Consider the following 19,801-nt stretch of genomic DNA (forward strand, 5'->3'; position numbering starts at 1 on the left):
GTGGCAACTAGAGATTTAATCCGTTGTCGCCCGGCCACTGGGGGTTAAGCCGCGTCGTCCCTCTTCACGGGCATAGGTGAGAAAGCGCTGTAGATGCTCTAAATGCTCAGAAGGGGGTAGGGTTGCCAATTGGGCGATCGCCTGGGCAAGGGGTAACTCACGACGATAGAGAATCCGAAACGCCTCCTTGAGGTCGCGCATTTCTGCGTCTGTGACGCCTGCCCGCCGCAGTCCCACCTGATTGAGGGCACGAACCCGCGCCGGATGACCTTCCACCAGCATATAGGGGGGCACATCCCGATCGACCCGTGCCATGGCTCCCACCATTGCCAAGCGACCAATATGGACAAACTGGTGAATGCCCACCATACCGCCAATGCGTGCCTTTGATTCAATGCAAACATGGCCAGCGATCGAGGCCGCATTCGTAATTACCACCTGATCCTCAATCACACAATCATGGGCCACATGGACATAGGCCAGCAGTAGATTGTGGTTACCAATGATCGTGGCATCCCCTTCACCATTGGCGCGGTTAATCGTTACAAACTCGCGAATCGTGTTGTAGTCACCAATGCGTAGGGCACTATTGGCACCCGTATATTTTTGATCCTGAGAAGCCGTGCCAATGATCGCTCCCGGAAAAATACGATTGCCTACCCCCACCTCTGTTGGCCCTTCAATAATCACGTGGGCACCAATTTCGGTATGGGCACCAACGCGCACCTGTTCACCAATCACGGCATAGGGGCCGACCCGAACTGTGGGATGTAGCTCGGCACTGGGGTGAATGACAGCAGTAGGATGGATGAGCGTTTGCATCATTGATTGTGACTAGTCCACTAGCGAGAACATCATCTCGCCTTCACAGACCAATTGACCATTCACCTCAGCCCGTCCTTGCATTTTGCCAATGCGCTGCTGCTTGACAACAAGAAGCTCAGCCCGCAGGATTAACTGATCGCCAGGGACGACAGGACGGCGAAAGCGCACCTTATCAATGCCCGCAAACACAGAAAGCTTATCCTTTGCCCAGTTCATCTGCATCAGGACAACCCCTCCCACTTGGGCAAGGGCTTCCACAATGAGCACCCCCGGCATAATTGGGCGACCGGGAAAGTGCCCTTGGAAAAAGGGTTCGTTGATCGTGACGTTTTTCAGCCCCACGGCATACTTTTCTGGCACGTAGTCAATGATCCGATCCACCAGTAAAAAGGGGTAGCGGTGGGGGAGCAACTGCTGAAGATCAGTAACCGTCAGCACAGTGGTCGGTGGGGAGTCAGTCAACGTTGGCATAGGGGTAGGTGTCGGCTGCAAATCTAAAGATATAAACAAATCATAGGCGAGAATGGTTGCCCACTAAACCATCTGCTGGGCGATCGCCCGTGCCAATTGGGTATGCAGATGATGACTAGCGCGATAGGCGACATAATGCGCGATGGGGGGTGTTCCCAGTAGGGCTAGATCTCCCCAGAGATCCAGTAACTTGTGGCGAACCGGTTCATCGGCAAAGCGTAACGGTGGGTTGACCCAACCACTGGCACTGCACACCAGAGCATTCTCTAAACTGCCCCCCTGAATCAGGCCTTGGCTGCGCAGATACTCCACTTGTTCGGCAAAACCAAAGGTGCGCGCAGGGGCAACGGCGACCGCCAGTTCTGAAGGGGTAAAGCTACACCACTGGCGACCAATCGCCGCATAGGGAAAGTCAATGCCATAGGTAAGGCGCAGCTCAGGAGCAGGAATGGCACTGACAAAGGCTTCTCCTTCGTAAACGGTGACAGGCTGCCTCAAGGGTACCGCTGGCCGAGGCGCCTCCTGAGGGACAACACCCACCCTCTGAATGCCTTCTAACCAAGGTTGCGCTGAGCCATCGAGCACCGGCACCTCAGGGCCTGTGATCTCAATCGTGACATTATCAATGCCAGCGATCGCCAGCGCTGCCAAGAGATGTTCAACCGTGCGCACACTGGCGCCATTGGCTACTAACTCCGTTGCCAACTGAGTGGATTGCACCGCATCAATCTGAGCAGGAATCACAGGCTGTCCCTCCAGATCAAGGCGCACAAACTGCCGTCCGGTATTGGTGGGTGCCGGCTGAAGGGTGACCTCAACCCATTGGCCTGAATGCAAGCCCACCCCTGACCATTGGGCAGCCCCACCAAGGGTCTGTTGAGTCGTTGCCACCAATGCCATCGGTACAGAGGCCGTGATCATCCATCTTTCTCCTAGAAGCGTTCACCAATGCCAAAGCTGAAGGCGCTGCCTCCTTCATTATTCCAGCCAAAATCAATGCGGATATTGCCTAGGGGAGTATTCACCCGCAGGCCGCCTCCATAGCCTAGCCCCTCTCCGGGTTTACCGCGCACAATCCCCGGCTGACCGGGTACGCTGCGTTGGGTACCGAGCAAACTGGCCCCATCCACAAAGAGGGCGCCACCAACAATATTAAAAATTGGGAACCGATACTCTATTGTCCCTTGCACAAAGGCGCGCCCGGAGCCGATCGCCCCCTCTTCCCAACCGCGCACTGAGTTAGCACCCCCAATCGTAAAGGATTCATAGGGGGGCAGATCACCAAAAATGTTGCCCGCTTGGATATTGAAGGCAAAGGTTTGCGGCCCCTCAATACGCAGAAACTTCACGGGGATATAGAAGCTATAACTTCCCCGCACCCGATTCATTAAGATATTCCCGGCACCAATAGGAATGGATTGATCCACGCCTAGGCGAATCACTTGGCCACTCGTCGGCCGCAGGGGATCATTGCGCAGATCCCGCAGGATTGCTGCTTGCACGGTAAAGAGGTCATTGTAGCCGCGACACACACCATCATCTGGGAAGGTCAAACAGTTGCCCAGAAAATCCGTCGGTGTTCGATTAAAAGAGCTATCCATGGAGGTGACCCGCTGATATTGCAGACCAAGGGAACCGGTCCAAGCGGTGCGAATCAAATCCCGATCTTTGGTAAAGGGTCGCGTAAAGAAGACGGCACCCCCCAAGCGGTTAATACGGGGTAAATCACCATTGGCTAGGGGCACATTGATGGGGCCATTGCTGAAGGTAAAAGGCACATTGAGGCGGTTAAAGGCACTAACGGTATAGGAGGTGCGGTAGGGATCCCCCTTAATCCAAGGATCAGTAAAGTTAATGTCAAAGAGAAACTCCCCTTCAGTACCCCCTTGGGCTTCCACACCAAATTTCCAGTTGCGACCAAAGAGGTTATTTTGCTGGAACGCTACAGTGCCAAATAGACCTGAGGCCGAGCTATAACCCGCCCCAGCGGAAATACTGCCGGTATTGCGCTCTTTGATATTGAGAATCAAGTTCACTTTGCGTGGGTCTTGACCTGGTTCAAGGGCAACTTGCACATCCTCAAAGAGTCCTAGTTCAAAGAGGCGTCGCAAATCTGCTTGCACGGTATTTTGGTTGAGGACAACGCCGGGCTGGGTGTCCATTTCACGGCTAATCACAAAGTCGCGAGTACGCTGTTTTGTCGGTTCCCCTTCTTTATTCAGGAAGCGATAGGTGACCTCTTCAACCACCCCTTCAGCTACCTGCAACGTCACGACGCCATCGGGATCCACTTGGGGGGTGCCGACCACTTGCCCCAAGATGTAGCCATTATCCCTATAAAATGTGTTGATTTTCTCAATGCCGGACTGTAGCTCGCGGAGGTTCAGTGTCCGACCAATTTGGGGTGCAAAGATTTCATTAACTTTTTCTTGGGTGAGCACCTGATTGCCGGCTACTTGAACGGCTCGCAGTACTGGATAGGGGCGCACGACAAAGGTAATCCGTACCCCGAGGGGGGTATCGCTGGGTACAGCATTGACATCGGCAAAAAAGCCTGTGGCAAAAATAGCATTGGTATCCTGTTGGAGTTGGGTGCGGGTGGTGGTACTGCCGGGTCGAGTGCTAATGACCTGATAGACCAATTGCTCCAGTTCAGGAGTGGCTCCTTCAACCACCACTTCCGCAATCAACACTTGGGGTTCATCCGCGGGGGGCTGACTCACAGGCGGGGGGGTGGGGGGTGCCGCTGGGGAGCTTTCAGGTACAGGCTCTGCCGATGGTGGTGTTGGGGATGCTGGAGTTTCGGCGGGTTGGTTTTCAGGAGGCGTGGGGGCTTCTTGGCTGCGGCTGGGACTCAAAGGACCGAGGGCGATCGCCACGGTTGCCATTGCCACTGCTACCGTTTTCAGGGCAGCCCCCATTGGCTGCATTCGCACTGGCGAAAAAAGTTGGTTATTCACTGCTCACACCTAAAAAACAAATCGCGTCAATACAGCCAAACCCATTGGCATTGATATAACAGTAGGTTAACGACTCAAAAGCGGCAATAAAAGTGCCCCTCTCTTTGCCTTTCCAGCATTAGCCGTAATAGGCGGGTTCATTCCCCGGTTTCCACTTGATATTACAGCCGAGACTCGGTTTTTGATCCTCGCTGGGGGTTTGACCAGCTAACACGGCATCAATGGCTGCACGCAAGTCTTTCCCAGTCACTGGTAAGCCATTCTGGGGGCGGCTGTCATCGAGTTGTCCGCGATACACGAGCTTGCGATCGCCATCAAAGAGGAAGAAGTCCGGTGTACAGGCTGCCGTGTAGGCCTTGGCCGTTTCTTGGCTCTCATCGTAACAAAGCGGAAATGTAAACCCTAGTTCGGTGGCCATCGCCTTCAGGGACTCTGGGGCATCATCGGGATAGTTGGCGGCGTCATTGGCACTAATGGCAACAATCCCTAAGCCGGTGTCTTTGTAGTCGCGCCCTAGCTTCGCCAGTTCCTCTTGGACGTGTTTCACATAGGGGCAGTGGCGACAAATAAACATCACCAGTAGGGCTTTCTTATCGGCAAAGCTACTGAGGGAAATCGTTTGCCCACTCACCACATCGGGCAGTTGAAAATCGGGAGCAACAGTACCAAGGGCAAGCATCGTGGACTCTGTCCGCGCCATAAAACCTCCTGAGAACGCTGGCAAGAGTGTTACAAATAGTAATATCGTCCCTAGTGTACTCTGTTGCGATCGTTCCTCAAAGTGGTGAGAGGAAATGACGTGCTGTGCTAACAAACGCAAAAAGCAGCAAGATTACTGCTGCTTAGGAATTATAGGCTTTGATTTTTGAGCACAGAGGAAAATGGCTTTAGCCAATATAGCTTTGACGGGAGACGTGCTTCTCGAAGTTGGCTTGGGTTTGATGGAGAAGTTGCTCGCGGCTGTCGCCCGTATGTTTCAGGGCAGGCACCAAATTGCGCGCTTGGAGTGCCATGTGCAGTTGCAAATGGGCAACGTATTCGCTGAGGTCTTCACGGAGTAACGGATGACTTTGATGCACAGACACAGTGTTCTCCTTCAACTGATGGTTCAGTAGGCGTTCCATAGATCCTGTCAATCACCAAAAGCGGTCATGTCAGGAATGGTGCGTTCAAACTGTTCGGCAGGGTGGGTCATGCAGTACGCCACTTGACCCTTTTAGAGGTTAACATTTCTCAGGGAGTGTGCTGCGATTTGCAATCAACTGTAATGTTTTGCCAATACTTCACGATTCAGGGGGCAGGAAATGCGGTTACTCATTGCCAATGATGATGGGGTCTTTGCCCCCGGTATTCGGGCGTTGGCAGACACGCTGGCGATCGCTGGCCATGAAGTCGTGGTCGTGTGTCCCGATCGCGAACGCTCCGCTACAGGGCATAGCCTCACTGTTTTTGATCCGATTCGCGCCGAAGTCGTTAGCGATCGCTTTCACCCCAGTATTAAGGCGTGGGCTTGCTCCGGTACCCCATCCGACTGTGTCAAACTCGCCCTTGGTGCCCTCCTAGAGGAACCCCCAGATTTTGTTGTTTCTGGGATTAACCAAGGCTCCAACCTCGGCACGGATATTCTCTACTCCGGCACGGTGTCTGCTGCGATGGAGGGGGTGATTGAGGGAATTCCTAGTATTGCCATTAGCCTCACCAGTTTCACAGTTCATGACTTTCAGCCAGCCGCTGACTTTGCCAGTCGTCTCCTCAAGGCGCTGGAAACCGCCCCCCTTCCCCCAAAGATGCTCCTCAATGTGAATGTCCCTGCTCTGCCTGCCAGTGAAATTGCTGGCGTTGTCATTACACGACAGGGGATTCGGCGCTACCATGACCTGTTCCAGAAGCGCATTGACCCTCGCGGCAAAACCTACTACTGGCTCGCCGGTGAAGTGGTTGAAGAATATCCCCAAGACCCCAATCAGGCTCCCACGGATGTGGAAGCCATTGCCCAAAATCTGATTAGTATTACGCCGTTGACCTTTGATCTCACCTACGGCCAAGGGGTTCAGAGTTTAAGCGAGTGGCTGCGCCAACCCACTGTACAGCCTCTATTCAATCTCTAGGATCACGGGTGCATGGTCACTGGGCTTGGGTAAGCGCCGCGGGGCAATATCAATGTGACAGTTGCAGGCCCGGGCTTTGACAGCGGGGGTAATGTAGAGGTGATCAATACGCCAGCCATGATTGCGGCGAAAGGCACCCGCCCGATAATCCCACCAAGAGTAGTGCCCCGGCTCCTCGGTAAAGTGGCGAAAGGCATCGTGGAAGCCAAGGTCGCGAATGGCCGCTAGAAGGTTGCGTTCGGCATCGGTGGCTCCTACTTTTGTGGCGCGATCGCTGGCATCAAAAAGGTCTTTATCTTCAGGAGCAATATTAAAATCGCCACAGAGAATCACCTCTCCTTGGGCAGTGAGCTGCTCGAGATAGACATGGAGAGTTTTTAACCAGTGCAGCTTGTAGTGGTATTTCTCACTGTCGTACGCTCCGCCGTTGGGAATATAGACATTCACCAAGATCAGATCAGGGGCTAATTGGGCGCGAATCAGTCGTTTTTGCGTATCCAACTCACTGTGGCTGGGTAATTGGGGGGCAAAGCCTGCTTCTACACCCGCAAGGGGCTGACGACTGAGAATGGCCACCCCGTTGTAGGCCTTTTGGCCACTACAATAAACTTGATACCCACGATCCAGAAAGGGCTGACGCGGGAACTCAGCATCGGTGACTTTGGTCTCCTGAAGACAGAGATAGTCCACTCCAGTGCTATCCAACCATTGGCACACATGGTCAAGGCGGGTGCGAATTGAGTTGACGTTCCAAGTAGCAATTTTTGGCATCGGTTGATTTCAGTCAAAGTGATTTGCCCAAACCGTTATAGGGGGCAGCATCGGCACATACTGTAGAAAGTATAGTTGGGGAGTGGCAGCAGTACCCGAAATATGGCTGGGTATGTTCTGGTCTTGGCTGTGATTATTCTTGGGGGCGCGATCGCGACAGTGGGCGATCGCCTTGGCTCAAAAGTGGGCAAAGCCCGATTGAGTTGGTTTAATTTGCGGCCTCGACAGACGGCTGTCCTGATTACCATTCTCACAGGCAGCTTAATTTCTGCCTCCACCCTTGCTATCCTCTTTGCCCTCAGCCGTGAATTGCGCGATGGCGTGCTGCGCATTGATACGATTCGCCGTCAGCAAGCGGCTGCTGAACAAGAACTCGCCGAAACCCGTGCCCAAAAGGATGAAATTGAGGCAGAACTCGCACAATCCCAAATTGAACTCGCCAACATTCGCCAACGCCTCAGTCAAACCAACCAAGTTCTAGAGCAGGCCGTCAATCGTCAAACCCTCACAGAAGCAGAACTTAAGCAACTTCAAGACCGCTACACCCAAGCCCAAAAAGACCTCGAAAACTTTGAAGCCCAAGGGGCACGCCTGCGGCAAGAAATTCAGCGTTTGCAACGCGAGCGACAAGCCATCCAAGGCCGCCTCGAGGATGTGGCTGGCCAAAAAGCAGCCCTAGAAACCGCCATTCGCACGGCTCAACAGCGCCTTACCGAGGTGGAAGGTCAAAAGGATCGTCTCCAAGCAGAGATTGATCGCATTCAGGATCAACTAGCCGTTGCCAATCAGCAGCAGCAGGTGTTACGCAATCAACAGCGCACGCTTCAGCAGGAAATTGCTGCCCTTGAGGCCAGTCGCCAACGCCTTGAGGAAAACGTGAGCATCCTGTTGTTGGGACTACGGCGGGGGACGATCGCCATTCGCACGGGACAAGTCTTGGCCTCTGCTGTGATTCAAAATGTCAAGGATCCGGCTCAGGCCACCCAAGTCATTGAAGAACTCCTGCGGGAGGCGCGGCGCAATGCCATTGTCCTCAACAATCCCCAGAATCTAAAACCGACGGATCAAGTGATTCAAATTACCACCGAAGATGTGAACCGCCTGCGCAGCCAAATTAGTGATGGTCAGCCCTATGTGGTGCGCATTTTAGCAGCGGCCAATTACCTACAGGGAGAAAGCAATATTCTTGTGGTGCCCCAAGTGGCGCGCAATCAGGAGGTTTTCCGCGAGGGTGAGAATCTGGCCACCATTTCCTTGGATCCTAGCCAGATGACCGATGAGCAAATTTTGCAACGCTTGGATCAGTTGTTTACGGTCAGTAATCAGCGGGCGATCGCCTCTGGAGTGCTCCCAGATCCGGTCACTGGCAGTGTTGGCTCCTTTCGCCAAATCGAGCTGGTAAAATTTGTCCTCGACCTCAAAGATCACCAGGGGACGATTGATATTAGCGCGGTCACCCCCACCTCCGTTTATACCGCTGGCCCATTGACCCTCTCCCTTGTTGCCCGCCAAAATCAGCGAGTGATCCTGCGCAGTGGTTAGGCATCAGCATCATTTCCCACGAATTGGGATGGATTCATAAAACCGCAGGCTAGGATAGAGGAGATTTTTCTCCGTTCACCACGTAAGGGGTGCCCCCATGAAGCGACTCGTTTCGATTGTTTTTTTGGTGTTTATCCCCCTCTCCATTGCTGCTGAAAAACTGGAATGGGGCGCCCTCACGGTTTTTATTTTGGCGGCACTGGCGATCGTGCCCTTGGCGATTTGGTTGAGCACAGCAACAGAGGAGGTGGCACTTGCCACGGGGCCGACGATCGGTGGCCTATTGAATGCCCTCTTTGGGAATGCAACGGAACTGATTATTGGCATTGCCGCACTACAAGCGGGTTTAGTAGATATTGTCAAAGCCAGTATTACAGGCACCCTGATGGCGAACCTTTTGCTGGTGATGGGATTATCGATGCTGCTGGGGGGCATTCGCTACAAGGAGCAATCCTTTGCCCCAGTGGTGGCACGGGTGAATGCTTCCTCGATGACAGTGGCGATCGCCGCGATTCTCCTACCGGCAATGGTCATTTACACCTCCAGCAGTGTGCCGCCAACCGCAATTTCCAACATGTCCGTTGTGGCCGCGATCATTCTGATTCTGGTCTATGGACTAACGTTACTCTTTTCTTTGAAAACCCACAGCTATCTTTACGATGTCAGTCAGGTGGAACTGGGGGACGAAGCGGGGCACCATGAAAAGCCGAACCTGCCCCTGTGGATCACGGTTCTGATTATTGCCACGATTGGCGTAGCCTTTGAGTCAGAAATTTTTGTCGGCGCCGTTGAAGCAGCAACGGAGGGCTTGGGTCTAACGCCCCTATTTACTGGGGTCATCCTCTTGCCGTTGGTGGGTGGTGCAGCGGAATATGTGACTGCGGTGGGGGTTGCCCTGAAAAACAATATGGATCTGTCTGTGTCCATCGCCTTGGGCTCATCCCTCTTGGTGGCCCTCTTGGTGGCACCTGTGCTTGTGCTGATTGGCCAGTTCATTGGTCAGCCGATGGATTTAAACTTTAGTCTTTTTGAAGTGGTGACGGTGATTATTGCGGTTGTGATTGCCAATGTGATTAGCCTCGATGGCCGTTCCAACTGGCTAGAGGGGGCGCTGCTGTTGGCCACCTATGGGATTCTCGGCACCGCCTTTTTCTTCCATACCTAGGAGAGGCGCTGAATCTGTAGTTGATAGGTCATGGTTGAGGTCACCCCTTGTCCCCGCAGGGTACCTTGAATGGGGGCAGCATCCGCCGGATCAGCCGCAGCCACAAGGGCAATGTGGCGATCGCTCACTGCTAGGCCGTGGGTGGGATCATAGCCGCGCCAGCCTGCCCCCGGTAAATACACTTCTACCCAAGCATGGAGGTGCCGTTCAGGATTATCCAAGTCTCCTTCCTGATAGCCACTGACAAACCGCGCCGCTAAGCCCACAGCCCGACAAGCATGGATAAACAAGACGGCCGTATCGCGACAGGAACCCATTTGTTTTGCCCAAGTCACACAGGGGGGCCAAGGGGCACCAGTTTCGCGAATTTGGTGCTGACAGGTGCGGTAAATTTTGTTATTGAGGTCACTAAGAAATGTGAGGACACTGCCATCGCCACTGGCTAAAATTTGCCAAGCCAATTCATAGGCAACAGGATCCACTGGCGGTGATAGATAGGGATGGAGGCTAGTTGCCAGTCGCTGCGGATAGTTAAAAGGGAGGGTGATTGCCCACGAGTCCAGCAAATAGTTAAAGGGGTTGTCGCAATAGGTTTCCACTTCAGAGGTGACTTGAATCATCAGGGAGGTGGTGGGCTGTGGTGACCACCAGTAGCGCTGAATGTGATTGCCATGGACATCGAGGACGGTACTTTGGCCTTGGGGTGTTGGTAAAATTTGCAGAGAGAGCGATCGCAGGCGTTGGTGGCCATCACTGCGGGGGATCAAGCGCAAATCATGGGGGGCAAGGGCAACAGGGGCGCTGTAGGTGTAGGTGGTTTGATGATAAATGCTGTATTCCATTTTAATTTGCTTGGTTAAAAAACAAAAATTCCGTAGTTCTACGGATTGACTTTATCACTTTTTAGTAGTAGCTTCATCCTATTCCCCGATGTTTCGCATAAAGTTTGGTAACATTTATGATTCAATTCTTAATTCTTGGAGCGGCTGCTTTTAGTGCTGGGCTGGGTATAGGGTCTGGTTTAGAGGGCTTGAGCAAAAAGGAAGAAGCGAAAAAAATAGCTGAAGCTGCTGAAAAACGTTATCGTTCTAAAGAAGCCGCTCTCAAATGTACCGTAGATCGAACTAAAAAGCGAGCGAATGAGTATCATTACCTGCAAATTCAAATCAAGCAGAATACGGTAAGGCGCTTTGTAAACCTTGTGGAGCAATTGCAAAAAAAATATTCAATATCTGATACTGAGACTCAATTTTTTCTAGAGTTTGAAGGGGTGCCATTTACTGAGCTTGATAACTACCGAAAGAGTGTGGAGGAAGCCACAAATGTAGATTTAGATACAGCCTTCGCAGGAGTTTTGATGGGCGGGGGCGCAGGCGTTGTAGTTGCTGACATGGCTTTAGGTGGTTTGCTACTAGGAGGTGCCGTTGGAGGTGCTGTTATTGGTGCTGCACTTATGGGATTTAGTCTAGCAGCAGAAGGAGAAACAGCCCTCACTCAAGCTGCTGAGTACGAAGCGCAAGTAGAGGTTGAGGTTGCCAAAATGAATGCTTATATCGGCTACCTGAAAGACGGCGTCCAACGGCGAATTCAAGAGCTAGAAGAAGTTCTTAAGTATCTTGATTATCATTGCCAAATAGCACTAGATGACTTAGAAATAGCTATTCAGCAAGGGTTCAATATTCAACGGGATGCCGAGAAGTATCAGAGGGCGGTTCTTTTAGTCAAAGCACTGATGGAAATTATGCGCACACCACTTCTTGATCGCCAAGGCAACTTAAATCCCGAACATACCCGATTGCTAGCAGCCTATCGCTAGAGCCTAGGCATATCTAGGAGGAGAAAATGTTTTACAATCAGCCTGCGGGAAAACCTGCTCTTGGTGGAGCAGGAGGAGTCGTATCCGTTCTCGATTTGGTTTATTCTCTCGCTAAGGGCTATCAAGAGTACCAACAGATTCGAGAGCAGGAAACTACGAGGCGCTGTCAAATTGAAGCTTGGAAGCAAACAACCCTTGCAGACATTGAAGCCAAGCGACAATTTCTCATGGCCTACCTCAGGTATTCGTTTGATGAGCGGGAGCGAAATTTTCAGCAACTCTTTGAATGCATTGATAGAGCAATTGCCTGCGGGAATAATGCTCAACTAGCCCTCTTGCTGGATAGCCTAGTCAAATACGCTCAGACCAGCCCCTTTAGTCAGTTAGCCGATTTGGCACAGGTACAGGCGAATCTTGCTGATCCTGACTATGTTTGGGAGTTGTAGCTCCCCACCTAAAAGGAAGCCGCCCGAACCAATAACTGTCCAGGCGGGGTGTGGTGTGAGGAGTGAACGGAAACGTGCGTCTCCGCTACTTCTATTGTAGGGGACAGTTTCCAAATTGCCATAAGTAAATGGCGCAAAAAGATCAAATCTTTAGACCACACCCTAGAGCCTCTCACGACCAAAGCAAAAAGAGTCAAGAACACATCCTGACTCCTCAATAAAACGGGTGTTTGTAAAAAAACAGCCTAACGAGTCGTGGCTGCCATTTTCTCTTCGGCAAGTTCCCTTAGGCTAGGGAATAAAAAGTGGTTTTCTTCAACGTACTGCGCACCAAACAAGCCCTTTTCTGCCCAGAAGTAGCGATCGGTAGTGTGCTCATTCCGCTTAACAAGAAGTAAAGCGGGTGGGGTGATCCCCTTGGCTTGAATAAATTTTCGTGCCGCTGTCACGGGTTTATCTTCGCCACTTTCGATGCTATATTGAGGTACGCACTCAAGGATTTTGCGTCCTTCGAGACGCCGCCGGCTCTTCCGCTTCCGTCTTCTGGCCAAGTTGCCTTACCTCCTTTGCCTTCAAAGAACTGTTATTGAGTTTACAAAAGTCGCCCTTTAGTATATCTGTTGTATTCTAGAATTTCAACTTTCCTTAATTTATCGAAACACGATTTATTGACGGGACAACGATCCCTAGCTTAGGATCAACGCTTTGCTGATCCCAGTGACCCCACTATAGCAAATTGTGCCACTTGAGAAAGTGGTTCCTTCAGTTTGCCCTACAGCCAATGGGCTACCCTAGAGAACGACTGTCTAAGCTGCTGAACCCCTATGATGATCCAACGCTTAGTGCAACGGGTGCTCGAAACCCAAGTATTGACCTCAGCCATTGAAAACCAAATTTCCCAACTGCTGTGGAAGCGGGAATATGACGGTGATGATATGGCTGCCCTTGGGGAATTGCTCGATGCCCTAGAGGCCAAGAAAATTCAAACCCAACAGTAGGTGCTGCGGTCTCTCCTGCAACTCCTGATCCTTGCCCTCAGCTACGGTGCCTTAGCCCTAGGGGGGGTGCCGGGGCTACGTATGAATCGCGCAACGATCGCCCTTGTGAGTGCGGCTCTTTTGATTGCCTTAGGCGCGATTGATCTCCCCACTGCATGGCAAGCGATTGATCCCCAAACCATCGTCTTCTTGCTCAGCATGATGATTGTCAATGCTTATCTGGGCTTGAGCGGCTTTTTTCAAATCGCGATGGTGACGGTGATGCGCTTTAGTGGCAGTCCCTTGGGGTTGCTGGTGTTTCTCACTGTAGCGACGGGAATGCTATCGGCAGTCTTTCTGAATGACACCCTTGCCCTTGTGACGACGCCTTTAACCCTACGTATTACCCATGTCTTGGGCTTAAATCCAGTGCCCTATTTGCTGGCGATCGCAGCGGCAACGAATATCGGTTCTGTGGCCACCCTCAGCGGCAACCCCCAAAATATTCTCGTGGGCTCGTTTTCCGAGTTGGGGTATCTGCCGTTTGCCCAAGTGATGGTTCCCATCGCAGTGCTGGGGTTAGGGCTGCAAGTGGCTTGGTTAGGGTGGCTCTACCCGGAGGTGCGATCGCGCCAACCCTGTACATTAGCGACGCTTCAACCCGTGCAGGTGCAAAAAGGGCTACTCCACAAGACACTGATTGTCTCTGGGCTGATGTTTTTGGCCTTTCTGCTCGGCTTTCCCTTGGCAGAATCCTCTCTTTTGGCAGCAGCGGCTTTACTGGTCACCCGTCGGGTGAAGCCAGAGCGCATCCTTGCTCAGGTGGATTGGTCACTATTGGTTCTGTTTGCGGGTCTGTTTATTCTTACCCGCTGTATTCAAAACTTTGATTTATTGGCCGTTTTGCGCCCTTGGGTGAATCAGCCCTTGCCCTTAGTGGTGATTACAGCACTGTTGTCGAATTTAATTTCTAACGTGCCCACGGTGCTGCTGCTCGCACAGTTTATCCCCAAAGGTGCCGATCAACTCTGGTATCTACTGGCAGCCACAAGTACCCTCGCGGGCAATCTCACGCTTTTTGGTGCTGTGGCTAATTTAATTACAGTTGAGGCCGCTGCTAGCTCAGGACAGCGGTTTTCCTTTTGGCAGCACTTGCGCTTTGGTGCACCGCTGACAGTGTTGACGCTCGCGATCGCCTACGTTTGGATTTTGAGTACAACCTAGGGCCTAAAGGTTGGGGTCGTTGCTCCAGAGGTACTCTCAAAGTAGGCCACATCAGACATAATGACAGGCGCATCGGATTCAGGCATGGGCTGCCCTTGACTGAGGTAGCCGACACAGCCATTCATCAGGCTATAGACAAAAATCACGCCTCCCGCTGAGATGGCCACGAGGCCACTGGCCAGCAGTAAGGAAAAATCCCGGAGGCGATAGGCACCGTGGAGGAGTCGCACCGACCACAGCACCAATGCCAGTACCAGTAGAAGTAAGATAGCCATATGTAAACTATCTTAACAACTCTCAGGATTTTCCTCATCAATCTTTAGATTCTTCTAATGAATTCTTCCTAGCACAGTGCCCGTGTCCGCTCTATAGTGCAGGTGAGGTTGGCGCCATACTGACCCACATGGGTAATTTCAGGCGTGTAGGCCTCTAACACCCGTCCTGTGCGATCGCACATCGTTAGGACGTAATCACAGTGGGGACACTGGGTGTGACTCACGGAGCCATAGCGTTGGCGAAGGGCTAATTTACCACAGTGAGGACAGTGAATCGTTTGCATCGTAACCATAGTTAAATAATCCTTAAATTCTTTTTGATGGACATGAACTTGTGATAGAAGGCGCTGCGCAAACTTGCGTTTCAAAATAACAAGATCAAAGAAATAGTATTGCGCAACATTAAGGAAATTTATGAGAGAGGACACTTTTTATTATGGATGGATTTCCTAGAGATGGCAATGATCCCAATGTTAAAAAATATGCTAATTCAGCGGGGATCAACGAATTCCATAAGTGGCTTAAGAGAAAACTGCTTCTCTTTCCTGAGAAGTGATTGACTTTTATAACAGTCCTTTGCACAAGAATTAAACAGGATCACAATAGGCAAAACGGCATCATGGTCACCCCGCATTTTAGGAAAGGGCTGTAATCTGAAGAAAGGATTAAGAAATGTATGAGGGTTGGGGGTGAATTGGTTAAGTTTGAGTCTCTTTGGTGCACTCATGGTGAGTTCAATCCAGCCAGCAACGGCACAGGGTTCGCTCCAAGTGGTTTATCCGCCGCGAGAGCACACCACCAGTGCCCCCCAGATTTTCTTTATTGGCACAGCCCCGCCACAGGTCGTGGTGACGCTCAATGGTCAAGTGATCGGCGATCGCTCGCCAGCGGGACACTTTGCCCCCAGTCTTCCCCTGCAACCCGGATTGAATCGCATCACCCTCCAAGCTGGGGATCAACGCCTTGAGTTTGCCATTACCCGCACCGTGCCTCAAGTACCGACGACATTACAACCCCTAGAGCCAACCGCCGATTTAGTGCGCCTGCCCAACGAAATTGTTTGCTTTACCGCTGCTGCCCCCAGCGATCGCGCCGTTCAAGTCCAAGTAGGTCAGCGCATTCTGCCCCTAGAATCCCTACCGCCCCAAGTGCAACTGCCCTCTAATCTGGCTGCCCTGATTCATCAAGCGGATGTGGTCACTGCTCGCCCCTCTCTCTATCGCAATTGCCTCCAGCTCACCCAAGTGGGCGACTATGGCCCGATTCAATGGCAATTTGCCAGCCAGCGCCAACCCGGTGCCCGCATTCGTGTGGCTGAGCCAACGCAATTACCCGTTGTTGAAGTCACCCGCTCCCTTGGCGGGGTCGCCCGCACTGGCCCTAGCACCGATTATTCACGGCTAACCCCCTTGCCAGTGGGAACGCGAGCACGGGTGCGAGGACAAACGGGGGACTGGCTGCATTTGGACTATGGCGGTTGGATCCGCGCCAATGAAGTGCGCTTCCTCTCTAGTGCTCTGCCGACAACCGCCACCATCCGCAGTATTACCAGCCGCCAACTTGCGGGTTGGACAGAAATCAGCTTTCCTTTAGATGTGCCCGTACCGATTTCAATTCAGCAGGGCGATCGCCAGTTCACGCTGACGCTCCACAACACGATTCCCCAAACCGATATCATTCGCCTCGATGCTGATCCCGTGATCCAGCGCCTTGACTGGTACCCCCTTGATCAACACCGGGTGGAATACCACTTCACACTCCATCATCGCCAACAGTGGGGCTATCGCGTGGCCTATGAGGGAAATCGACTGGTGCTGCAACTGCGGCATCCACCCCAACTCCAACGGGGAACACAACCCCTGCGGGGGATTAAAATTCTCCTTGATCCCGGCCATGGCGGGCCTGAGGACTTGGGAGCACGCGGCCCAGATGGTACCCCAGAGAAGGTCGTCACATTGGCACTGGCCAAAAAACTGGCACCCGAGCTAGAACGCCTTGGGGCAACGGTCATTTTGACGCGCACCGAGGATATTGATCTGGACTTGCCCGATCGCCTTCTCGCCATTGAATCAGCCCAACCCACCCTTGCCCTCAGCTTGCACTACAATGCTCTCCCCGATGCTGGCGATGCCCGCAATACCCAAGGGATTGGCGCCTTTTGGTATCACCCCCAAAGCCATGACCTTGCCGTTTTCCTAGAGGGGTATCTTAGTCAGCGACTGCGGCGGCAGCAGTACGGTGTGTTTTGGAATAACCTTGCCCTGACTCGTCCGACAATTGCCCCTGCGGTGCTGCTCGAACTGGGCTTCATGATTCACCCCGAAGAGTTTGAGTGGATTGTTAACCCCCAAGCCCAAGCTGAACTTGCCCGCACCCTTGCCCAAGGCATTCTGGAATGGTTGCAGCAGGCGACGCGGCACTAATCTTCCAGCAAATGGTGAAGGGCTGTTGCCATCTCGGCGGTGGATGTGGTGGCTGTGCCAAACTGGCGTACGACAATACTGGCAGCCAAATTGCCTAAAACTGCCGCCTCCCAAAGAGTGGCACCCGCCACAAGGGCAAGGGTTAAAGCAGCGACAACGGTATCGCCTGCCCCAGTGACATCAAAGACATCCGTGCGGTTAAAGGCGGGCAAATGGTAGGGCGCCGCTTCACGACTAAAGAGACTCATACCGGCATCCCCCCGCGTAATCAGCATATATTTAGCCGCCGTTAACTCCAGCAGGTCTTCCCCAGCTCGCAGTACCTCGGCCTCTGTGCGAATCGGGTAGCCCACCGCTGCCTCTGCTTCTGGCAGGTTCGGCGTAAATAGGAAAGCACCGCGATAACGGGCTAAATCCCGTTGGGTATCAACAATTGTCCGCTCATGCTCTAGGGCAGCCGCAATCACAGGGGGCGTAAAGACACCATCACCATAGTCGGAGCAAACCACGGCATCGGCAGTCCCTATCTGCTGACGAATAAAGGCCGCTAGCGCCTCCTGAAGGGCTAGAGCAGGCAGGTCATCGGACTTGCGATCCACACGCACAATTTGCTGCGTCACCGACTGGCGAGCATGGCCCGAAATGCGCGTTTTTGTCACTGTGGGGCGATCGCCATCCTTAAAGATGCCCCGCGTATCAATCCCTGCCCCTTGAAAAATGCCACAAAGCGCCTCCCCCTGCGGATCTACCCCCACCAGACCAACGGCCTGCACCTGAGCACCCAACTTGGCCAGATTGTAGATGGCATTGGCACCGCCGCCGGGCACTTGGCGGGTAAACTCATGGCGCAAAATCAGCACAGGGGCTTCCCGCGAGAGGCGCTCCACCTGACCCGTGAGGAATTCATCGAGGGTGAGATCCCCCACCACCAGTACCCGTGCTGCGGAAAATGACTCCAAAAGGTGTAGGAGTCGCCCTTGGCACGATTGCAATTGCTGGCGCAGGTCGGGTGGTAACATTTGGCTTTGCCTCAATTCCCGCTGATCCAGAATACTCCTGTGGGGGGACGTTGATGCGGCAGCAAAGGTTCACAGAGGTGCTATAGTCCACAGATAGTGAATAAATGTTAAGAATCGTCTCCTGCATAGCCAAGGGGATCGACTAGAAAATAGTGAGTATTGGTGTGGCGTGAGGAATCAACCATGACTGGGCAGCAGCCGATTCGGTTTGGAACCGATGGTATTCGCGGACGGGCGGGGGAGTTGCTAACCCCCAACTTGGCCTTGAGCTTGGGATATTGGGTGGGAGAAGTGCTGCGGCACACGACGGATGCCCCCCAGCGCCCCTTTATCATTGGTCAAGACTCCCGCAACTCCAGTGATATGTTGGCCACAGCCTTAGCCGCAGGCTTAACCGCTGCTGGTTTTGAAGTGTGGAATGTGGGCTTGTGTCCGACCCCCTGTATTGCCTACCTAACGGCCACCACAGAAGCCATAGGTGGCGCCATGATTTCCGCCAGTCATAATCCCCCCGCCGATAACGGCATTAAAATTTTTGGCAGCGATGGCAGCAAGCTCAGTCCTGATCTGCAAAAAGAAATTGAAGCGCACCTAAATGCTGGCCTATCCCTGCCCCATACGGAGCACTGGGGGCATTTGCATCATCGTCCCGAATTGCTGCAGCGCTATCGCCATGCGGTGCAAGCCCCCCTTGAGGATCGTCAACCGCTGCGGGGACTGCGGGTGGTGTTGGATTTGGCTTGGGGATCTGCGGTGGCGGTGGCACCGACGGTGTTCCATGCCCTAGGGGCTGAGGTGATTGCCCTTCACGATCGCGCCGATGGCGATCGCATTAATGTCAACTGCGGTTCGACCCATTTAGAACCATTACAACAGGCTGTCCGTGAAACCCGTGCTGCGATGGGATTTGCCTTTGATGGCGATGCCGATCGCGTGCTGGCGGTGGATAGTCAAGGCCGGGTGGTTGATGGCGATCACATTCTCTACTTCTGGGGACAACGGCTCCAGTCGCAGGCACAACTGCCCAAGGATTTGATTGTGGCCACTGTGATGTCGAATCTTGGCTTTGAGCGGGCTTGGCAAGCGCGGGGTGGACAACTGGTGCGGGCGGCGGTGGGCGATCAGTACGTCCATGCAGAGATGCTGCGCCACGGTGCCATGCTGGGGGGAGAACAGTCGGGACATATCCTCTGCCGTCACTATGGTGTGGGGGGGGATGGCCTACTCACAGCCGTTCACCTAGCAACCCTAGTTCAGGATTCCCGTCTATCCTTGGCACAACTGCGAGACCAAAGTTTTACCGCCTACCCGCAAATTCTCCGCAATGTCCGTGTTGAGGATCGGCAGCGGCGGCTCCACTGGCAGGAGTGTGAACCTCTGCAACAGATGATTGCCAAAGCTCAACTGGATATGGGCGATCGCGGGCGAGTCTTGGTACGTGCCTCTGGGACAGAACCCGTCATCCGCGTCATGGTGGAAGCAGAGCAACAAAGTGTTGCTGATTATTGGACAGAGACCTTGGTGCAGACGGTGAGTGCCCACTTGGCCGCCTAGGGGAAGGGCTGCTGGGATTCTTGGGTGATTAATCGTTACTCGTAAATTTTTGTGACTGAGGGAACCGAGGACGGTAGCCCTTGGCAGCAGGATAGAACCCTCTGAGTAAACCTGAAAATCTCTCTACAGCGGCATCACAGGCCTTTCTTGTCCCCTCTATCTTTAGAAAATGCTTCTATGAAGAGTTGCTGCGTGCTTCAACGGCAGCCCATTGGCCAGTGATAG

The 19,801-nt window shown here is 53.0% G+C and carries 21 protein-coding genes; 9 read left to right on the top strand and 12 right to left on the bottom strand.

Features of this window, described 5'->3' with window-relative positions; genetic code table 11:
• Positions 1 to 15 precede the first annotated feature (15 nt).
• The 6 genes from lpxA to KV190_RS07150 all read right to left on the bottom strand — a co-directional run bounded on the left by lpxA (position 16) and on the right by KV190_RS07150 (position 5,380).
• Positions 16 to 822 carry an acyl-ACP--UDP-N-acetylglucosamine O-acyltransferase gene (lpxA, locus tag KV190_RS07125; protein WP_315863029.1) on the bottom strand — a complete coding sequence of 269 codons (807 nt, stop codon included), beginning with the start codon at positions 820 to 822 and terminating at the stop codon, positions 16 to 18.
• Positions 823 to 834: 12 nt separating this feature from the next.
• Positions 835 to 1,296 carry a 3-hydroxyacyl-ACP dehydratase FabZ gene (gene fabZ / locus KV190_RS07130; RefSeq protein ID WP_149819609.1) on the bottom strand — a complete coding sequence of 154 codons (462 nt, stop codon included), beginning with the start codon at positions 1,294 to 1,296 and terminating at the stop codon, positions 835 to 837.
• Between the two features lie 63 nt (positions 1,297 to 1,359).
• A complete protein-coding gene (gene lpxC, locus KV190_RS07135) occupies positions 1,360 to 2,217 on the bottom strand; it encodes a UDP-3-O-acyl-N-acetylglucosamine deacetylase (protein ID WP_460192583.1) in 858 nt (285 codons plus the stop codon).
• Positions 2,218 to 2,228: 11 nt separating this feature from the next.
• Positions 2,229 to 4,256 (bottom strand): BamA/TamA family outer membrane protein, encoded by a 2,028-nt coding sequence (locus tag KV190_RS07140; protein ID WP_460192584.1) that lies wholly within the window; start codon positions 4,254 to 4,256, stop codon positions 2,229 to 2,231.
• Between the two features lie 118 nt (positions 4,257 to 4,374).
• Entirely contained in the window at positions 4,375 to 4,956 is a 582-nt protein-coding gene (locus tag KV190_RS07145; RefSeq protein WP_149819602.1) for a thioredoxin family protein, read from the bottom strand.
• A gap of 187 nt (positions 4,957 to 5,143) precedes the next feature.
• Positions 5,144 to 5,380, bottom strand: a complete 237-nt coding sequence (locus KV190_RS07150) for a hypothetical protein (RefSeq protein WP_460192585.1) — start codon at positions 5,378 to 5,380, stop codon at positions 5,144 to 5,146.
• A 180-nt stretch (positions 5,381 to 5,560) separates the two neighbouring features.
• Between KV190_RS07150 and surE the strand changes: the two genes are divergently transcribed.
• Complete coding sequence (gene surE, locus KV190_RS07155; RefSeq protein WP_460192586.1) at positions 5,561 to 6,364, top strand: 5'/3'-nucleotidase SurE; 804 nt, start codon at positions 5,561 to 5,563, stop codon at positions 6,362 to 6,364.
• On the opposite strand, the gene xth is transcribed toward surE, so the two are convergent.
• Positions 6,350 to 7,135, bottom strand: coding sequence for an exodeoxyribonuclease III (xth, locus tag KV190_RS07160; protein ID WP_460192587.1), 786 nt, complete (start codon positions 7,133 to 7,135; stop codon positions 6,350 to 6,352). The genes surE and xth overlap by 15 nt on opposite strands.
• Positions 7,136 to 7,237: 102 nt before the next feature.
• Here xth and KV190_RS07165 point away from each other — a divergent pair, with 102 nt between their 5' ends.
• Together KV190_RS07165 and cax are read left to right on the top strand one after the other, a co-directional pair.
• Positions 7,238 to 8,677 carry a DUF3084 domain-containing protein gene (locus KV190_RS07165; protein ID WP_460192588.1) on the top strand — a complete coding sequence of 480 codons (1,440 nt, stop codon included), beginning with the start codon at positions 7,238 to 7,240 and terminating at the stop codon, positions 8,675 to 8,677.
• A 97-nt stretch (positions 8,678 to 8,774) separates the two neighbouring features.
• A complete protein-coding gene (gene cax, locus KV190_RS07170; RefSeq protein ID WP_460192589.1) occupies positions 8,775 to 9,842 on the top strand; it encodes a calcium/proton exchanger in 1,068 nt (355 codons plus the stop codon).
• Here cax and KV190_RS07175 read toward each other — a convergent pair.
• Positions 9,839 to 10,684 (bottom strand): transglutaminase family protein, encoded by an 846-nt coding sequence (locus tag KV190_RS07175; protein ID WP_460192590.1) that lies wholly within the window; start codon positions 10,682 to 10,684, stop codon positions 9,839 to 9,841. The two genes, cax and KV190_RS07175, sit on opposite strands and share 4 nt — an antisense overlap.
• A 116-nt stretch (positions 10,685 to 10,800) precedes the next feature.
• Here KV190_RS07175 and KV190_RS07180 point away from each other — a divergent pair, with 116 nt between their 5' ends.
• Both KV190_RS07180 and KV190_RS07185 read left to right on the top strand, forming a co-directional pair.
• Positions 10,801 to 11,658: a hypothetical protein gene (locus KV190_RS07180; RefSeq protein WP_460192591.1), complete on the top strand. Its 858-nt coding sequence runs from the start codon at positions 10,801 to 10,803 to the stop codon at positions 11,656 to 11,658.
• A gap of 26 nt (positions 11,659 to 11,684) precedes the next feature.
• The gene (locus KV190_RS07185) at positions 11,685 to 12,104 is read left to right on the top strand and encodes a hypothetical protein (RefSeq protein WP_460192592.1); all 420 of its coding nucleotides are present in this window, start codon (positions 11,685 to 11,687) and stop codon (positions 12,102 to 12,104) included.
• 245 nt (positions 12,105 to 12,349) lie between these two features.
• On the opposite strand, the gene KV190_RS07190 is transcribed toward KV190_RS07185, so the two are convergent.
• Entirely contained in the window at positions 12,350 to 12,655 is a 306-nt protein-coding gene (locus tag KV190_RS07190; RefSeq protein WP_149819587.1) for a DUF3155 domain-containing protein, read from the bottom strand.
• A 273-nt stretch (positions 12,656 to 12,928) separates the two neighbouring features.
• Between KV190_RS07190 and KV190_RS07195 the strand changes: the two genes are divergently transcribed.
• Together KV190_RS07195 and KV190_RS07200 are read left to right on the top strand one after the other, a co-directional pair.
• A complete protein-coding gene (locus KV190_RS07195) occupies positions 12,929 to 13,102 on the top strand; it encodes a hypothetical protein (protein WP_149819585.1) in 174 nt (57 codons plus the stop codon).
• Positions 13,103 to 14,305: an anion transporter gene (locus tag KV190_RS07200; protein WP_460192593.1), complete on the top strand. Its 1,203-nt coding sequence runs from the start codon at positions 13,103 to 13,105 to the stop codon at positions 14,303 to 14,305.
• Here the strand turns inward: KV190_RS07200 and KV190_RS07205 are convergent.
• Together KV190_RS07205 and KV190_RS07210 are read right to left on the bottom strand one after the other, a co-directional pair.
• On the bottom strand, positions 14,302 to 14,580 hold the full coding sequence (locus tag KV190_RS07205) for a hypothetical protein (protein WP_460192594.1): 279 nt from the start codon (positions 14,578 to 14,580) through the stop codon (positions 14,302 to 14,304). The genes KV190_RS07200 and KV190_RS07205 overlap by 4 nt on opposite strands.
• Positions 14,581 to 14,648: 68 nt before the next feature.
• Complete coding sequence (locus KV190_RS07210) at positions 14,649 to 14,873, bottom strand: replication restart DNA helicase PriA (RefSeq protein WP_149819579.1); 225 nt, start codon at positions 14,871 to 14,873, stop codon at positions 14,649 to 14,651.
• A gap of 432 nt (positions 14,874 to 15,305) precedes the next feature.
• On the opposite strand from KV190_RS07210, the gene KV190_RS07215 reads away from it, so the two are divergent.
• Positions 15,306 to 17,003 (top strand): N-acetylmuramoyl-L-alanine amidase, encoded by a 1,698-nt coding sequence (locus tag KV190_RS07215; protein ID WP_460192595.1) that lies wholly within the window; start codon positions 15,306 to 15,308, stop codon positions 17,001 to 17,003.
• Here KV190_RS07215 and rfaE1 read toward each other — a convergent pair.
• Entirely contained in the window at positions 17,000 to 18,022 is a 1,023-nt protein-coding gene (gene rfaE1 / locus KV190_RS07220) for a D-glycero-beta-D-manno-heptose-7-phosphate kinase (RefSeq protein ID WP_460192596.1), read from the bottom strand. The genes KV190_RS07215 and rfaE1 overlap by 4 nt on opposite strands.
• A 183-nt stretch (positions 18,023 to 18,205) precedes the next feature.
• Between rfaE1 and glmM the strand changes: the two genes are divergently transcribed.
• On the top strand, positions 18,206 to 19,576 hold the full coding sequence (glmM, locus tag KV190_RS07225) for a phosphoglucosamine mutase (RefSeq protein ID WP_460192597.1): 1,371 nt from the start codon (positions 18,206 to 18,208) through the stop codon (positions 19,574 to 19,576).
• Positions 19,577 to 19,801 lie beyond the last annotated feature (225 nt).

The organism is Thermosynechococcus sp. FA-CM-4201 (genome assembly GCF_054689355.1).

What these genes read in the sequence shown, in the direction of transcription:
- KV190_RS07210 (WP_149819579.1), bottom strand. Translation starts at nt 14,873, where the DNA reads ATGGTTACGATGCAAACGATTCACTGTCCTCACTGTGGTAAATTAGCC.
- lpxC (WP_460192583.1), bottom strand. Translation starts at nt 2,217, where the DNA reads ATGATCACGGCCTCTGTACCGATGGCATTGGTGGCAACGACTCAACAG.
- fabZ (WP_149819609.1), bottom strand. Translation starts at nt 1,296, where the DNA reads ATGCCAACGTTGACTGACTCCCCACCGACCACTGTGCTGACGGTTACT.
- KV190_RS07150 (WP_460192585.1), bottom strand. Translation starts at nt 5,380, where the DNA reads ATGGAACGCCTACTGAACCATCAGTTGAAGGAGAACACTGTGTCTGTG.
- rfaE1 (WP_460192596.1), bottom strand. Translation starts at nt 18,022, where the DNA reads ATGTTACCACCCGACCTGCGCCAGCAATTGCAATCGTGCCAAGGGCGA.
- cax (WP_460192589.1), top strand. Translation starts at nt 8,775, where the DNA reads ATGAAGCGACTCGTTTCGATTGTTTTTTTGGTGTTTATCCCCCTCTCC.
- KV190_RS07145 (WP_149819602.1), bottom strand. Translation starts at nt 4,956, where the DNA reads ATGGCGCGGACAGAGTCCACGATGCTTGCCCTTGGTACTGTTGCTCCC.
- KV190_RS07185 (WP_460192592.1), top strand. Translation starts at nt 11,685, where the DNA reads ATGTTTTACAATCAGCCTGCGGGAAAACCTGCTCTTGGTGGAGCAGGA.
- KV190_RS07195 (WP_149819585.1), top strand. Translation starts at nt 12,929, where the DNA reads ATGATGATCCAACGCTTAGTGCAACGGGTGCTCGAAACCCAAGTATTG.
- KV190_RS07215 (WP_460192595.1), top strand. Translation starts at nt 15,306, where the DNA reads ATGGTGAGTTCAATCCAGCCAGCAACGGCACAGGGTTCGCTCCAAGTG.
- glmM (WP_460192597.1), top strand. Translation starts at nt 18,206, where the DNA reads ATGACTGGGCAGCAGCCGATTCGGTTTGGAACCGATGGTATTCGCGGA.
- KV190_RS07175 (WP_460192590.1), bottom strand. Translation starts at nt 10,684, where the DNA reads ATGGAATACAGCATTTATCATCAAACCACCTACACCTACAGCGCCCCT.
- lpxA (WP_315863029.1), bottom strand. Translation starts at nt 822, where the DNA reads ATGCAAACGCTCATCCATCCTACTGCTGTCATTCACCCCAGTGCCGAG.
- xth (WP_460192587.1), bottom strand. Translation starts at nt 7,135, where the DNA reads ATGCCAAAAATTGCTACTTGGAACGTCAACTCAATTCGCACCCGCCTT.
- surE (WP_460192586.1), top strand. Translation starts at nt 5,561, where the DNA reads ATGCGGTTACTCATTGCCAATGATGATGGGGTCTTTGCCCCCGGTATT.
- KV190_RS07205 (WP_460192594.1), bottom strand. Translation starts at nt 14,580, where the DNA reads ATGGCTATCTTACTTCTACTGGTACTGGCATTGGTGCTGTGGTCGGTG.
- KV190_RS07165 (WP_460192588.1), top strand. Translation starts at nt 7,238, where the DNA reads ATGGCTGGGTATGTTCTGGTCTTGGCTGTGATTATTCTTGGGGGCGCG.
- KV190_RS07180 (WP_460192591.1), top strand. Translation starts at nt 10,801, where the DNA reads ATGATTCAATTCTTAATTCTTGGAGCGGCTGCTTTTAGTGCTGGGCTG.